This is a genomic window from Neolewinella lacunae (assembly GCF_014349155.1).
GTDB classification, from domain to species: Bacteria; Bacteroidota; Bacteroidia; order Chitinophagales; family Saprospiraceae; genus Neolewinella; species Neolewinella lacunae.
The window spans coordinates 144,326-159,079 of sequence record NZ_JACSIT010000091.1 but is presented as its reverse complement, the minus strand read 5'-3'; the positions used below and the strand labels follow the sequence as shown (position 1 = coordinate 159,079).

9 protein-coding genes and 1 tRNA gene are annotated in these 14,754 nt (G+C 59.7%); 7 read left to right on the top strand and 3 right to left on the bottom strand.

Features of this window, described 5'->3' with window-relative positions:
* The first annotated feature begins 79 nt into the window (after positions 1–79).
* Positions 80–583: an OmpH family outer membrane protein gene (locus H9S92_RS08550; RefSeq protein ID WP_187466293.1), complete on the top strand. Its 504-nt coding sequence runs from the start codon at positions 80–82 to the stop codon at positions 581–583.
* A gap of 491 nt (positions 584–1,074) precedes the next feature.
* Here the strand turns inward: H9S92_RS08550 and H9S92_RS08545 are convergent, their stop codons facing one another.
* The 3 genes from H9S92_RS08545 to H9S92_RS08535 all read right to left on the bottom strand — a co-directional run bounded on the left by H9S92_RS08545 (position 1,075) and on the right by H9S92_RS08535 (position 5,370).
* Positions 1,075–2,211, bottom strand: coding sequence for a M50 family metallopeptidase (locus H9S92_RS08545; protein WP_187466292.1), 1,137 nt, complete (start codon positions 2,209–2,211; stop codon positions 1,075–1,077).
* 122 nt (positions 2,212–2,333) lie between these two features.
* Complete coding sequence (locus H9S92_RS08540) at positions 2,334–3,386, bottom strand: lysylphosphatidylglycerol synthase transmembrane domain-containing protein (protein ID WP_187466291.1); 1,053 nt, start codon at positions 3,384–3,386, stop codon at positions 2,334–2,336.
* Between the two features lie 451 nt (positions 3,387–3,837).
* Positions 3,838–5,370, bottom strand: a complete 1,533-nt coding sequence (locus tag H9S92_RS08535) for an OmpA family protein (protein ID WP_187466290.1) — start codon at positions 5,368–5,370, stop codon at positions 3,838–3,840.
* A 222-nt stretch (positions 5,371–5,592) separates the two neighbouring features.
* Between H9S92_RS08535 and H9S92_RS08530 the strand changes: the two genes are divergently transcribed.
* The 6 genes from H9S92_RS08530 to H9S92_RS08505 all read left to right on the top strand — a co-directional run bounded on the left by H9S92_RS08530 (position 5,593) and on the right by H9S92_RS08505 (position 14,683).
* On the top strand, positions 5,593–6,393 hold the full coding sequence (locus H9S92_RS08530; protein WP_187466289.1) for a DUF1223 domain-containing protein: 801 nt from the start codon (positions 5,593–5,595) through the stop codon (positions 6,391–6,393).
* Positions 6,394–6,424: 31 nt separating this feature from the next.
* Positions 6,425–7,183 (top strand): UDP-2,3-diacylglucosamine diphosphatase, encoded by a 759-nt coding sequence (locus tag H9S92_RS08525; protein ID WP_187466288.1) that lies wholly within the window; start codon positions 6,425–6,427, stop codon positions 7,181–7,183.
* A gap of 303 nt (positions 7,184–7,486) precedes the next feature.
* Positions 7,487–9,850: an alpha-ketoacid dehydrogenase subunit alpha/beta gene (locus H9S92_RS08520; RefSeq protein ID WP_246463738.1), complete on the top strand. Its 2,364-nt coding sequence runs from the start codon at positions 7,487–7,489 to the stop codon at positions 9,848–9,850.
* A gap of 198 nt (positions 9,851–10,048) precedes the next feature.
* Positions 10,049–10,120: transfer RNA gene (locus H9S92_RS08515), tRNA-Gln, on the top strand.
* Between the two features lie 441 nt (positions 10,121–10,561).
* Positions 10,562–13,417 carry a right-handed parallel beta-helix repeat-containing protein gene (locus H9S92_RS08510; RefSeq protein WP_187466287.1) on the top strand — a complete coding sequence of 952 codons (2,856 nt, stop codon included), beginning with the start codon at positions 10,562–10,564 and terminating at the stop codon, positions 13,415–13,417.
* A gap of 648 nt (positions 13,418–14,065) precedes the next feature.
* Positions 14,066–14,683: a GNAT family N-acetyltransferase gene (locus H9S92_RS08505; RefSeq protein ID WP_187466286.1), complete on the top strand. Its 618-nt coding sequence runs from the start codon at positions 14,066–14,068 to the stop codon at positions 14,681–14,683.
* Positions 14,684–14,754 lie beyond the last annotated feature (71 nt).

Here is a 14,754-nt window from a genome sequence, read left to right as displayed (position 1 = left end):
AAAATCTCTTTTAACGCTTCCTTAAGGGTCGGCACCTCAGCGCCGGGTTACCTTTGAGGGCTTCAAAATACAACAGTGCATGATTCGCTATTTCCTAGGATTCAGTTTATTGGTTTTCGTCGCGACCACGGGTTTCGGTCAGCGTTTTGGTCACCTCAATTTTGGCAACTTGCTCAGCGAGATGCCCGCCACGGCGGTGGCCGAAAAACAGCTGGAGGCCTATAATAAGGAACAGCTGGCCATCGGGGAAGGCATGGCCAAAAAGCTGCAAGCTGACTTTGCCAGCGCCGAGGCCAAAGCCTCCACCATCCCCCCCGTCGAATTGAGAAAACTGGAAGCACAGTTGCAAAAAGACCAGCAAGCCATCCGCGCCTTCGAACAACAAATGGCCGTCAACCTGGAAAAAAAGCGCCGTGAATTGCTCGGCCCCATCATTAAACAAGCCAAAGACGCCATCGCCGCCGTGGGCCGGGAAAAGGGCTACCAGATGATTTTTGACTCTTCGCTCTTCAACTCCTTGCTCTTCACGGGGGAGGGGACGGACGTGTTGCCGCTGGTGAAGGCGAAGCTGGGCATACAATAAGGGCGTAAAGGAGTAAGGGATTAAGGGAGCTGCCGCGAGGGATAGGCGTGGCAGGGACGCGCGCCCTTCCCGGCCCCGGAGGGGTCGCTTGAGTAGCGTCGGGTGAAGCCCGACGTTTTCGATAATTCGGGTATTCCTCCAGTAATTCTCAGTTTAGTCATTTCGAGTCTACCACCTTGCTACAACCAAAAGAAAACCCTCCTCTACTAGTTGTAAAAGCTATCCTGGAGAGATAAAATTTTGCTCTTTGCCAAAATTCAGCTCGAAAGGTCATCCCTCTCCCTTGGACGCGTTTTCTGGGGTAGGGGCCCCAGAAATAAGCCGAGGGAGAGGGATCAAAGGCTAAACTGAGAATTGCTGGTATTCCTCTGAACGCTGAACCGCATAAGGGTCCTGCTGCGCAGTCCCTCTTTCAACCGCTAAGGACACGAAGAGGAACTAAGAAATGACACCATAGGGACCATCTCCCACAGTTTTCTGGCGGATGCCCGCTAGCGATGGCCGCTTTTTCTCTCAGCCGACCATTTCGTCTTGAACAAGCGGCCCACTTTCTTCGGCAGCGTATCAAGTAAGGGCAGGAGGTCTTCGGTAAAGATGTAGCCGATCAGTTTGCCCCGTGGGCCGTAGATGGCCGCGCCGTAGACGTTGGCCCCCACGATTTTTTCGGTGATGGCCAGCAGGTTTTCTTCGGGGAGGGACCCGACGAACTCCGCTTCAAAATAGGCTTCGATGCTGCTGTGGTTGTCCTTGGCCTCGTTGGCCAGGGTGTTGGCTTCAACGAAGCCCAGCAGCTCGTTCCAGTCGTCGAACACGGGCAGGACGGGCCAGGAGGTCCTGGCAAAGAGGGCGCGGACGCTGCCCACCGTGCTGCTGGGATAAATCCGGTCGTGACCCAGTACGGTGGCCGGCCGGATGACTTGCGCGACCGGAACTGCAGCAAGGCGGCGGCGTTGCCAGCCCCCCCGGAACTCCAGCGAGGAAACCACCATGATGAAGAGTGCCCCGAACACCAGCAGGGGGTCGCTGAGCAGATAGCCCGCTACGGCCAGTCCTGCACCAATCACTACCCCCAGCACCGTCACCGTGATCGTCGCCCGGCGGTGGCCCAGGGGGCCTTGCAGCAGCGCGCGGAGGATGCGGCCACCGTCGAGGGGATAAGCGGGCAGGAGGTTGCCGGCGGCGAGGATGAGGTTGACGGCAATGGTGAGCCCCAGGATCTGCTCCGTCAGCGTCGGCGTAAGCAGCAGGTTGCCGAAGGGATTGACGTAGCTGCGCAGCAACAGCTCCCCTTCCGGTCGGGCCAGCAAAAAGGGTAAGGCGAGCAGGGACAGGGCAATGTTGGCCAGTGGCCCGGCGGCGTAAATCAGGACCTCATCCAGTGTCTTCTCCGGTTGGTCGGGCAAAAAGGCCCCGCCGCCGAGGGGGAAAAGTACAATGCGTTCGGCCGCGACGCCCCGCCACCTGGCCACCAGCGCGTGGCCCAGTTCGTGGACCAGCACGAAAGAAAACAGCAAGCCCGCCAGCGTGGCAAACCAGCCCGCCATCGGCCAGATGAAACCCTGCACAGGCGTCCAGGAGAAGTACAGGATGGCGACGGGCACGAAGAGGAAGGTCCAGTGAAGATCCACCGGAACCCCAAAAATTTTACCAATGCGCCAGGAGAGTAACAGGATAGTGCAATGCGGTATAGGGCATGGCCCGGGGAAGAAATGGGCTGCCCGCGCAGGCACAGGCAACCGGTGGCGACGGGCTACTCCGGACGGTAATTCCGGTTGAGCCAAGGCAGGCTCAGCAGCGCAATCAATCCGATCAACACGTTACAGCCAATATTGATGGTGAAGAACGAGATATTTGCCCAACTGAAGCCATCGAGGGAAGACAGTCCGTAGAGTTGCAGCGCCTCGCTGGTCAGGAAATGGTAGGTCCCCATGCCCCCCGGACTGGGAACGACGATGCCCCAGCCGCCCGCTACGAAAGTAACCAGGGCCGCTACCTGCCCCAGCGCTGCGGTCGGCTGGAAAGAGAGGAAAACGAACCAGGTCATCAGGAAATACATCAGCCAGATGTTCACGCTGTGGAAGAGCAGCCAGCCGGGGTGCTCAACCTTGCCGATCGTTTGGATGCCTTCTCCGAATCCGCGCAGGATACCCACCAGCTTCTGCCCGAGGTTGCTGGCCCGGATATTGGCCCACTGCCACCACAATAAGGCCAAAAAGACCAGCCCCAGGACAAGGGCGATGAGCAGTAAGTTTTGCACGCCCGCCAGGCGGCTGCTCAGGTCGACGTTGGCCTCCACGAAGGCCCAGATCGTCTCCCGCCCCAGCACGAGCGCCAGGGCGGTGATGGCCAACAGAAAAATGACGTCGATCATCCGGTCCAGCACCACCGTGCCGACCACCCGCTGGAGGCTGATGTTTTCGTAGCGGGCCATGGCGGCGGGCCGCAGGATTTCCCCCAGACGGGGAAAGCCCAGGTTGGCAAAGTAGCCCAGGTTGATGGTCAGAAAAGCGTTGATCAGGCGGGGCGTTTTCCCGAAGGTGCGCAGCAGCATATTCCAGCGGATGGCGCGGCTAAGGTTGCTCAGGCTAAAGGCCACCAGGGTCATCAGGAGCCAGAAAACCCTGGCGCCGCGGAAGTCTGCCACCAGCTTATCCAGCAGGCGGCACTCGTCTTCCGGCGTGCCCTCCAGCTGACACTGCGCCAGGTAGGCGGCCTGCTGGCTGCGGTACATGAAGTAAAGAATGCCGAACCCCACCCCGATAAAGAGGAGGAACTTCAGGGCGTTGGCCAACGATCTGTTCATCGGGCAAAGTTCCGCATAATATAGCTTTCCGCCGGAAAAAAGTAGCCGTTAGTGTCTTGAAATTGGGCGCGGCCGCAGGTGCAAGGAAAGGGTAAAGGAGCAAAGGATGAAAGGAATAAGGGAGTAAAGGGGCTACCGCGCGGGACAGGCTGCCACAAAGAGATGGGCTAAGCCAGGATGACCAGGAAGCCCGACCCTGAAGGGGCCGCTTGGGTTTTCGATAATCCGCATTTTCCTTTGAACCACTGTCAGATTTGCCTGCTGCGCCGTCCATCTTTGAACCACTGTCAGATTTGCCTGCTGCGCAGGTCATTTTTGAACCACTAAGGACACGAAGAGGGACTAAGAAGGGTCTCCATACGAGGCATTTTGGGGCGTAACAAAATCGGTGTTTCCAGAGTGCCTACCATCTACTTCGCCTGGGATGGACGGTTCTGCCGTTCCCCATTACTTATTCCCGCGGCTGCAAGCTGAATTCCACCCGGCGATTGAGCCGGCGGCCCTCGGCGGTGTCGTTGCTTTGCAGGGGGCGGGAGTCACCGAAGCCTGCGGAGCTGATCCGGCCTTCTTCGATGCCGGTGGCGATGAGGAACTTGCGGCAGGCCAGGGCGCGTTCCTGGCTCAGTGCGAGGTTGCGCACGTCGGAGCCCACGTTGTCGGTATGGCCGTTGATGCTGAGGTGGTAGCTGGGGTACTGCCGCATGATGCCGGCGATTTCCGAGAGGATGACGTAGCTGCTTTCCTTGAGGGTGGCTGAGCCCGACTCAAACTGCACCGCGCGGGCGGCGTATTCGAGGCGTTCCTGAACTTTCTGCTCTACGGCGGGGCAGCCACCGCTGGCGGCGGGTCCCGGGGTGGTGGGGCAGCGGTCTACGTTATCGGCCAGGCCGTCGCCGTCGGAGTCGGGGCAGCCTTTGAATTTTCCGGGGGTGTCGGGGCAATCGTCGTCCTGGTCAGCGAAGCCATCGGCGTCGCGGTCGGGGCAGCCGGTGCTGAGGTTTCCGGGCTGATCGGGGCAGCGATCGAGTTCATCGGGTACGCCGTCGGCGTCCTGATCGGGGCAGCCTTTGAGGCTGGCGGGTCCGGCTTGCTGGGGGCAGCGGTCGTCGTCGTCGGCTACGCCGTCGCCGTCCTGGTCGGGGCAACCCTGGAGGGCGGGTAGCCCGGCCTGTTGGGGGCAGCGGTCATCGGGGTCGGGTACGCCGTCTTCGTCGGTATCAGGACAACCTTTTAGGCTGGCGGGTCCGGCGAGGTCGGGGCAGGCGTCGTCCTGGTCGGGCAGGCCGTCCTGGTCGGTATCCGGGCAACCGGCGAGCGTGGCCAGGCCCGGCTGGTTGGGGCAGCGGTCTTCGGCGTCGGTGATGCCGTCCTGGTCGGCATCGGGGCAACCTCCGGTGGCGGCCGGACCGGGCAGGGTAGGGCAGCGGTCGTTGCGGTTGACGATGCCGTCGCCGTCCGTATCAATGCTGCTGAGGCGGTAGATGTAGCCCAGGCCAACCATTACGTTGTCGCGCAAGTTCTGGTCGGAGAGCCGGTACTCTCCCTGGATGCCGAACCACGAATTGGCTTCCAGCTTGAAGTTGAAGCCCAGGCCGAGGGGGATCTGGTGGTTGGCATCATCGAAGCGTTCCGTAACGATGCCGTAGCCGGTGTGCAGGTAAGGACTGATCCTGCCCTCCGTACCCAGGGGATAAAACTGGGGCAGCACTTCGACGCCGGCAATGGAGATGTTTTCGAGTTGTCCTACGTCAATGATCCCGATTTTGAGGGGGATGGCCACGCCGAAGTACTTACCAAACTGCCGGCGGTAGCCCAGCTCGAGGGCAAAAGTCTGGGAAAGCCCGTCGAAGGCCTCGTTGGGAATGTTGTGGTCAATGGCCAGCACGCGGGCCGAAAGGGCGTTGTAGGTTTGGAGCTTATTCGACTGCGCGGTCAGCAGACCGACGCCCAGCAGCAGCAGGCCACTGAAAAGATAACGTATCATGGGTGAGCTTTCTGTAGGGATGGGATATTCAAAAACAGGCTTAAATATAGCGTAAAGTGTAAAACGAAAGGGAAAATTGCCCGCAGGGGCCCTTCGACGTATTGTCCGTGCCCCGCCAATCCTGGCTGCTAAGTAGTTTGCCGACATCCCTGCCGGGCTTGTTGTTCAATAGTTTGTCCATTTATGGAGTTTATGGAAGACTTGTTATCAAAAGCCAAGGCCATGAAATACCTACTACTCTCCTTGCTCGTCTTGCCAGCGGTTGCCCTCGCCTTGCTGCTCCCCCGTTGGGGGTCGGGGGGGCAACCTTCCCCGGCACCTGCGTTGAGCGCCCAAACGGAAGCGCCAGGTCTGCCCCCAAGCAGCGGCACCGCCGTGGCCGTCCTGGAACTTTTCACCAGCCAGGGTTGCAGCAGCTGCCCCCCGGCCGATGCCCTGCTGGCGCAACTGGCGGCCGAAGAAGACCGGGTGATCGCCCTCTCTTTCCACGTCGATTACTGGAACTACCTGGGCTGGGCGGACCCCTACAGCGACGCCCGCTACAGCGCCCGGCAGCGCGATTACAGCAGCCAGCTACTGGCCCGGACCTACACCCCCCAACTCGTAATCAACGGCCAAACGGAACTCATCGGCAGCCGGGAAAGCAGCGTCCGGACCGCCGTTGAAGCCGCCCTGGCACGCCCTGCCACAGTGGAAGTCAGCCTCACCGCCGGCTACCAAGACGGCAAGGTGAGCGTGGCGTACACCCTGGCGGGCGACCCGGCGCAGCACGAGATTACCGCCCTGCTGGTGCAAAACCACGCCGTGGACGAAGTGAAACGCGGCGAAAACCGGGGCCGCAGGCTGGAGCACCACAACGTGGTGCGCGACCTCCGCACGGCCGCCGCCAAACAGTCGGATAGTCTGGACCTGAACATTCCGGCCGACTGCACCGGCCAGGCCCTGAGCGTCGTGGTAGTGGTCCAAAACAGCGCCACCCGGGCCATCGCCGGTGCGGCGCGGCTTCCACTTTCCCAGCCGTAGCGTTTCTTTGTGGCCGCATTGCGTGCAGCCTATGGCCATTTACTTTGCTTCTGACTTTCACCTCGGGGTGCCCGCCGCACGGAGCAGCCGGGCGCGGGAGGCCCAGATTGTGGCCTGGCTCGATGCGTGCTGGAAAGCCGACGCCGAAGCTTTTTACCTGGTGGGCGACCTTTTCGAGTTCTGGTTCGAGTGGCGAACGGTGGTGCCCCGGGGCTACGTCCGCTTCCTCGGCAAGCTGGCCGAGATTACCGATGCGGGCATCCCCGTCCACGTCTTCACCGGCAACCACGACCTCTGGCTGGAAGACTACCTGGTGCAGGAAATCGGCGTCCAACTCCACCGTCAACCCCTGCGCACGGAACTGCTCGGCCAGCAGCTCCTCATCGGCCACGGCGATGGGCTGGGGCCGGGGGACTACGGCTACAAACGCATGAAACGCCTCTTCCAGGCCCCCTGGGCGCGCTGGCTCTACGCCCGCCTGCACCCCAACCTGGCGATGCGGCTGGCCTACTTTTTCAGTGGCAAAAGCCGCAGCAGCCAGCCGCCGGAGACGGAGTTTCTGGGCGCCGACCGGGAGTGGCTGGTGGCCTACGCCGAACGTAAGCTCCGGCAAGACCCTTCCCTCGATCTTTTCCTCTTTGGCCACCGCCATCTGCCCATCGATTTCACCCTCAGCAACGGCCGCAGCCGCTACCTCAACCTGGGCGAATGGTTGTACTATACCTCCTACGTTCGCCTGGATGAAAGCGGGGCTACGCTAAAATTCTGGGAAAAAAATTCGGCTTCATGATTTTGTCAAATCCCAACGGATTAGAACAATAATGGGCCGTCAAACCTTCTAGCCGCAGGGCATTGGGAAACTGACCCATCGTCCAAAGCCGACGCCACGCCATCCCAACCCTAAGTGCCAGACGGCCCGGTACTTGTGAAAAAAATCCTTTACTTTTGGGGACAAAGTGGCGAATGCGTCATACATTTTTAGTTCCACCGGACCCAAAAGACGTTCATCCTTCCCCTCCGTGCGAGGCCCCTGGATTGCCCCTCTTCCAATTCCCACGGCCCCATACCGTGGCCAAATTTTAAAGTATTGTCATTGCAAAATCCTGATCTCCCCACCGTGGCCACCCAGGAAATGACCGACACCACTGCCGGTCAGGCCTTGAAAGACTACTACCTGTGCCGCGTGAGCCGAGAGCTCAGCAATCTCATCCGGCGCGACGTACTGACGGGACGGGCCAAGTTTGGGGTGAGTGACGACGGGAAAGAACTCTACCAACTGGCAATGGCCCGGGCCATTCGCCCCGGTGACTTCCGGGCGGACTACTACCGCGGCCACACCCTCCTGCTGGCCCTGGAGCTGATCACGCCCGAGGACGTTTTGGCCCAGCTCTACTCCGACGCCGAGAAAGATCCCTTCAGCCGCGGCCGGCAGATGGTGGGCCACCACGCTACGCCCCTGGTTGACCGCGAAGGCAACTGGCTGGACCCCACCCGGCGCTTCAACGTCAGCAGCGCCACCTCCCCCACGGCCGGGCAGATGGCCCGGGGCCTGGGCCTGGCCTTCGCCTCCAAGCTTTACCGGCAGGTGGAGGAACTGCCCAAGGGCTTCAGCCAGGGCGGCAACGAAATTGCCTGGACCGAAATCGGTGACGCCTCCACCTCCGAGGGCATTTTCTGGGAAACGATGAACGCCGCCGGCGTGCTCAAAGTACCAATGATCACTACCGTCGTCGACGATGGCTACGGCATCTCCGTTTCCGTCGATAAGCAAACCACCAAAAGCAGCATCAGTGCCGCGTTGACGGGCCTGCAGGCCGTTGATGACTCAACGGGCATCGACATCTTTGCCGTTAGGGGATGGGACTATCCCGCGCTCCTGGCGCTCTACCCTCAGGTGGCTGAGCACGTCCGCCGCACCCACCGCGCCGCCCTGGTGCACGTGCAGGAACTCACCCAGCCCAACGGGCACTCCACCAGCGGCAGCCACGAAAGGTACAAGGGGGCCGAGCGCCTGGCCTGGGAAAAAGAATGGGATTGCCTGGTGCAGTTCCGGCACTGGATCATTGCCACCGGCGTGGCCGATGCGGCCGAGCTGGACGAGCTGGAAAAGCAGGCGAAAAAAGAAGTGATGGCGGCCCGCAAACGGACCTGGGACGCCTTCATCGAGCGCCTCAACGACGCCCGCCAGGCCCTTTTGGCCCACTTCCCCACCGGTGCCGACGCTGCCCCGGGCTTCGCGGAGTGCAGGGCGCAACTGAGTAAGCTCGATATCCCCGTCGCCTCGGAACTCATCGACCACGTGCGTCGGCTGCGGCTGTCCGTTGGCCCTGAGCAATTTCCTCCCGCCCTCGAAAACTGGTTGCGGGATGCCCAACGCACCCTGCGCACCGACATCGGCAGCCACCTGCTCAGCGAAACGCCCAAGTCGCCCGTCCGCATCGGTGCCGTCCCGGCGCAGTACCCGGCAGAGCCCAGGAAAATTCCCGGCTACGAACTGCTGCAACGCTACTTCACCCAAAAGTTTGCCGAACTGCCCGAACTCTTCGCCTTCGGCGAAGACGTGGGAGAGATTGGCGACGTCAACCAGGGCTTCGCGGGCTTGCAGGATAAATTTGGTAACCTGCGGGTATTCGATACCGGCATCCGGGAATGGAGCATTGTGGGGCAGGCCCTGGGCATGGCCATGCGGGGCTTACGACCCATTGCCGAAATTCAGTACCTCGACTACATCTACTACGCGCTGCCGATGCTGACGGACGACGTGGCTACCCTGCGGTGGCGCACCGCCGGCATCCAGGCCTGCCCGCTCATCATCCGCACCCGGGGCCACCGCCTGGAGGGCATCTGGCACAGCGGCAGCTATCTGGCACCGCTGATCGGCAGTCTGCGGGGCATGCACCTCTGCGTGCCGCGCAACATGGTCCAGGCCGCTGGCATGTACAACACTTTGCTGCGGGGCGATGACCCGGGGCTCGTGATCGAGGTCCTCAACGGCTACCGCCTCCACGAAACGGAACCGAGCAACCTGGGCGAATTTACCGTCCCTCTGGGCGTGCCCGAGTGCCTGCGGGCGGGTACGGACCTGACGATCGTGACCTACGGGGCCTGCGTCCGGGTATGCCTGGACGCCGCCGACCTGCTGGCCCAAAATGGGGTGGAAGCCGAGGTGATCGATGTGCAGACCCTCTTGCCCTTCGATATTGAACACCGCATTGCCGGCCATTTGCGCCGCACCAACCGCCTGCTCATCGTCGATGAAGACGCCCCCGGCGGCGCTTCGGCCTACCTGCGCCAGCAAATTCTGGAAGTACAGGATGGTTTCCGATTACTCGATGCCACGGTACGTACCGTCACCGCCACCGAACACCGCCCCGCCTACGCCGACGATGGCAACTACGTCAGTAAGCCCCAGGTGATGGACGTGGTTGATGCGGCGCTTGAACTGGTGCGCTATTGATATTTTTTTGGCGCGGTCGCAGGTGCTCCCCCCCGACCCCCCGACGGGGGGAGTCAGGATAAGGAGCAGGGGAATGACCGGACGCGCGAGGAAAAATTTAAGCATCGCTCACATTTTTTCCGAAAGAGGCTTGGCGATGAAAAAGAAACGGCAGTATATTTGCGGCCGCTTAGGAGGGATTCTTCCCCCATTTGCTCCAGACCCATGGTGTAATTGGCAACACTCCAGATTTTGGTTCTGTCATTCAAGGTTCGAGTCCTTGTGGGTCTACAACAACAGGCTTTCCACCCCGGTGGAAAGCCTTTGTTGTTTATGGGCCAGGGCATCGGGAAGCCCTCCCCCAACTGCGGTGAGGGAGCGGTGCCGGCAAGTAGCAGTGGGGTTTGCTGCGGTAGCTTACGGTGCCCCTGCCTTTCTTCTTTCCCAGTACCTGCGTTTTGGCTGCAAACCGACACAAAAAGAAATTAGAACCCTCCCTTGGATGGGGTTATCTGGATTTTTATATCTTTGGCCTCCGACCCGGCAACATACCATCTTTTGAACCGGACCACACAATAACTTGATCAACACGGTTTTCGGCCCTGTACTTTGCGGCGGTTGTGAACATCACCCCAAGTTATCGTTTCTTAGGTATTTACGAATCCACCCTGGGCTGAACCTACCAGACCGGGGCCTATCGCTAACATCAATATCAGTTTAAACCATTACTTCATGAAGCAGCTATTACTTTTTGCTTGCTTGTCCATCTTCACGCTCGGCCTCCATGCGCAGGTTGTTTACGTGGACATTGACGCAACCGGCACGGCCGACGGATCTTCCTGGGCCAATGCCTACACCGACCTCAACCTCGCACTCCTCGACGCCCCCGCTGGCGCAGAAGTATGGATCGCCGAGGGTGTTTACGTCACGCCAGACTCAACTTCCTTCTTTATCGATAAAGCACTGACCGTTCTCGGCGGCTTCCTCGGTAACGAAACCATGGCCTCCCAGGCGGATCCCTCCAAGAACTTCACCGTACTGAGCGGCGACGTACTGGGCAATGACCCCGTAGGGGCTTACGACAGCCTGGCTTACTCCGACAACAACCGGGTACTTTTCGTCACCGACACCAACGAGGTGAGCGCTTACACCGTTACCCTCGATGGATTCACCATCGCCAACGGTGGTATCGCGGCGAACTTCGCTACGGGTTCTCTGACCCCCTTCGCTGGCGCTGGTCTGCTCAGCTTCGCTAAAATCGATGCTTCGCGTCTGGTTTTCCGCGCCAACCGCGCCAGCTTTGGTGCTGCCATCACCTCTCTTTTCGAAACGGCTAATGGCTCACGCTACGACAACATCACCGTGGAAGGCAACTTTGCGGGCCCCAACCGCCAGGTGTACCTGCGTTTGCTGGACGACGTGCAGTTCACCAATTCCACCTTCCGTGGTTCTGGTGCTCTTCAGCCTAGCGGAATGTTCTGGCTGATTAATACCAACGACATCGTTATCGAGGATTGTTCATTTAAGAGCATCGTTGCTGGTGCTTCCGGCGGTGGTATCCGCGCGGATGATACCGATGATGTGACGATCCGGGGTTGTAGCTTCGACTCCATCACTGCCACTACGGGTAGCGCAGTCTTCTTCATCAACTTCGCTACCTTCGTTACCGACCGGGAGCGTACTGCAGACGACCACTGGGTTGACAACTGTACCTTCACCAACTGTGTAGCTTCGGGCACTGGACGCGGTGCGGCCATCCGTTTCGACTTCAGCAACCTGAAGGTCACGAACTCTACGATCGACAATTGTATCACCCAGCAGGGTATTGGTGGTGCGATGTACTTCCAGTCCAGCAACCCAACCGGGGACTTCCTGTTCGAAATGTCGGACACGGAATGGACCAACAATAAAGACGTAGGTGCGGGTGGTGCCATCTGTATCCTTACCTTCGGAGGTACGTCCCTGGAAACAACCATGGACAACGTCACTTTCGCCAACAACGTCTCCGAGGACGACGGTAGCGGCGCGGGTGTTTACTACCAGGGCGACGGCAACAAACTGACCGTGATGAACTCTGAGTTCACGGACAACTCAGGTGGCTTCGGTGCCCTCATGATCCGTGGTGCCAGCGAAATGGTAGTCCGCAATACCACCTTTACTGGAAACGGAAGCCTCGATAACGCCATCACCGGTAAGCAGGGTGGTGCACTGGTTGCCTACGCCTTTGACGGCAGCCCCGGTGTGACGATTGACAGCTGCAGCTTCGTAGAGGGCCAAACCACCCAGTTGGCGGGCCTGCTCTCCGGTGGCGGTGCGATGTACCTCCTGGGCGGTGACGTAAGCGCTACCCCCTTGACCATCACCAACTCCAACTTCGAGGGCAACAGCTCCAGCGAAACTGCCAGCGGTGGTGCCATCCTGATGGTTTCCGGCTTTGACGTCACCATGGACAACAACCGTTTCAGCGGTAACTCCGCTGGTGGCGACGGTGGTGCCATCAACGTGATCGTACGCGAAGAAAACCGCGACACCCTTGAGGGCGGCGTGGTACAGGTAAACTTCCCTCCTTTCTCAGGCAGCATTGCCAACAGCGAGTTCTACTTCAACTCCACTGCTACCCAGGGTGGTGCCATCAGCACCCAGGCCTCTGTATTTGACCTGACGAACAACGTCTTTGCCGATAACTCCGTAGGTGCCGACGGTGCCAGCGGTGGTGCCATCATCTTCAACGGTAACGGAACTTCCGAAGACGAAGACGGTAACCTGATCACCTCCGGTTCCGTGAAGCTGACTTCCACAATGGTCCACAATACCTTCTACCGCAACGCAAAAGGCGGTGCCGAAGGTGCCGTTGGTGAGCACATCGCCATCTTCCAGCCCGGCCAGACGGTAATTACTACCGACACCAACTTCACGAAGCTGATCCTGCTCAACAACGCTTTCGTCCTCGACGAGGAAGGCAGCAGCATTGAGTACGAGCCCGCCGGCACGGCCGTTGCCGGAACCCTGGCCATCGGTGACATCGAGATCGAATCCCTCGGCGGCAACTACTTCAGCGGCCCCAACGACGAACTCGTAGACCTGGGCATGGCTGCCGATATCATCGGTGACTTCGACCTCGAGGGCAGCGCGCTCTTCCAGGACCCCGACGCCGATGATTCCGACGACCCCAACCTGACCCCCCTGCTCACTGACCCGCTTGAGGATAACCCCCTTATCAGCGGCGGTGTACTCGATCCCCTCGTACCCGCTACGGGCAACAACGGTAACCCCCGTGGCGAGTTCCCGGAAATCGGTGCCTACGAACTGGACTGGGCCCTCACCAGCGTGCGGCCCATCGAGCAGAGCGACCTGAAAATGAGCTTCTTCCCCAACCCCACCGTTGACGTGGTCAACATCCAGAACAACGACGCCAACGTGACGGAGTTTACGGTGATGGTTTCTGACCAGAGCGGCCGGGTAGTGAAAGCTACGCAGTTCAACCGCTCTAACAACCGCCTGAGCCTGGTTTCCCTGCCCAGCGGTGTCTACAACCTGCACCTGACCGTTAACGGCCAGCAGTACAGCAAGCAGATCGTTAAGCAGTAATCTGGTAAAGCCAGCACTGGCCTTTGCTTGGTCAGGACTTAGCATAAGCCTTAGCCGCCCCCTCCCCGCTACACGCAGGAGGGGGCGGCTTTGTTTTAGGGGAGTACCCCGGATTCCGGATGCGGTGCATTCTCTGGCGGGAGTGCCCCGGATTCCGGATGCGTTACATCCTTTGGCGGGAGTACCCCGGATTCCGGATGCGCTGCATCCTGCATCCGGGGTTATTCAGGTTGGACCTCTACCGGGGTCGGAGGGGGCTGGTTTGGCAACCCTGGGCACTCCCTCCGTTGGTTAAGCCAGCGTTAATTGTCGGCTCCGGCGGGATACGACCTCAACTTCGCACCAAACTGCGGCGTTCTACAATCTCTAAAAGACTTCCCCGGCACCTGCGGCCGCGCAAGAATTCTGCTGAGTACTAGCAAGATTTGCGGCGTGGGCCTAAATTTGCGCCATGTTATTCCCCGTATCGCACCCCATCATCCGCCGGTTTAGGCGAAGGAACAGGACGAATTGAGCTTTCCGCCCCCCGGGCCTGAAAGCACCACCCCCGTTATTGACCGAACGAACGGGGCCCCAAGACGATACAACCCCATCTTCCTCCCCAGGCCGTTTTGCGCGGTCTTCCCCCCATTTCCCCCTTCTTTAGTTATGGATATTCAGATATTGGTGGCTCAACCCGAGCACGCTATCCATGCACAGGCGATTTGCGACCTCATTGAAGAGTCTGCCAAAGCCCGCGGTACCGGCATTGCCAAACGCGAAGCCCGCTACGTGGAAGAAAAGATGCTGACGGGCAAAGCCGTAATTGCCTTCGTAGACGGGCAACTGGCTGGATTCAGCTACATTGAGACCTGGAGCCACGGCAACTACGTGGCCAATTCCGGCCTCATTGTCAGTCCGGAGTTCCGCCGCCACGGCCTGGCCAAAAAGATCAAAAAAGCCGTCTTCGAGCTCTCGCGCAAGAAGTACCCCGAGGCCCGCATCTTCGGCATCACCACCAGTTTGCCGGTGATGAAGATCAACAGCGACCTGGGCTACAAGCCCGTCACCTTTTCGGAGCTGACCCAGGACGATGCCTTCTGGGCCGGCTGCCAGACCTGCCCCAACCACGACATTTTGATGCGCAACGGCCGCAAAATGTGCCTCTGCACCGCCATGATGGCCCCCAGCGCCGTGGAAGCCAAGCAGAAAAAACTCGAAAAACTGGGCAAAAAGCGCGAGAAACTCGATAAGAAACTCGATAAGATGGAGAAAAAGCTGAGCTAATCCCCATCTTTCCCCTTTTTACCAGATCATTAACCCAAGCTGAGACTTTGGTACTCCCCCCCGACCCCCGA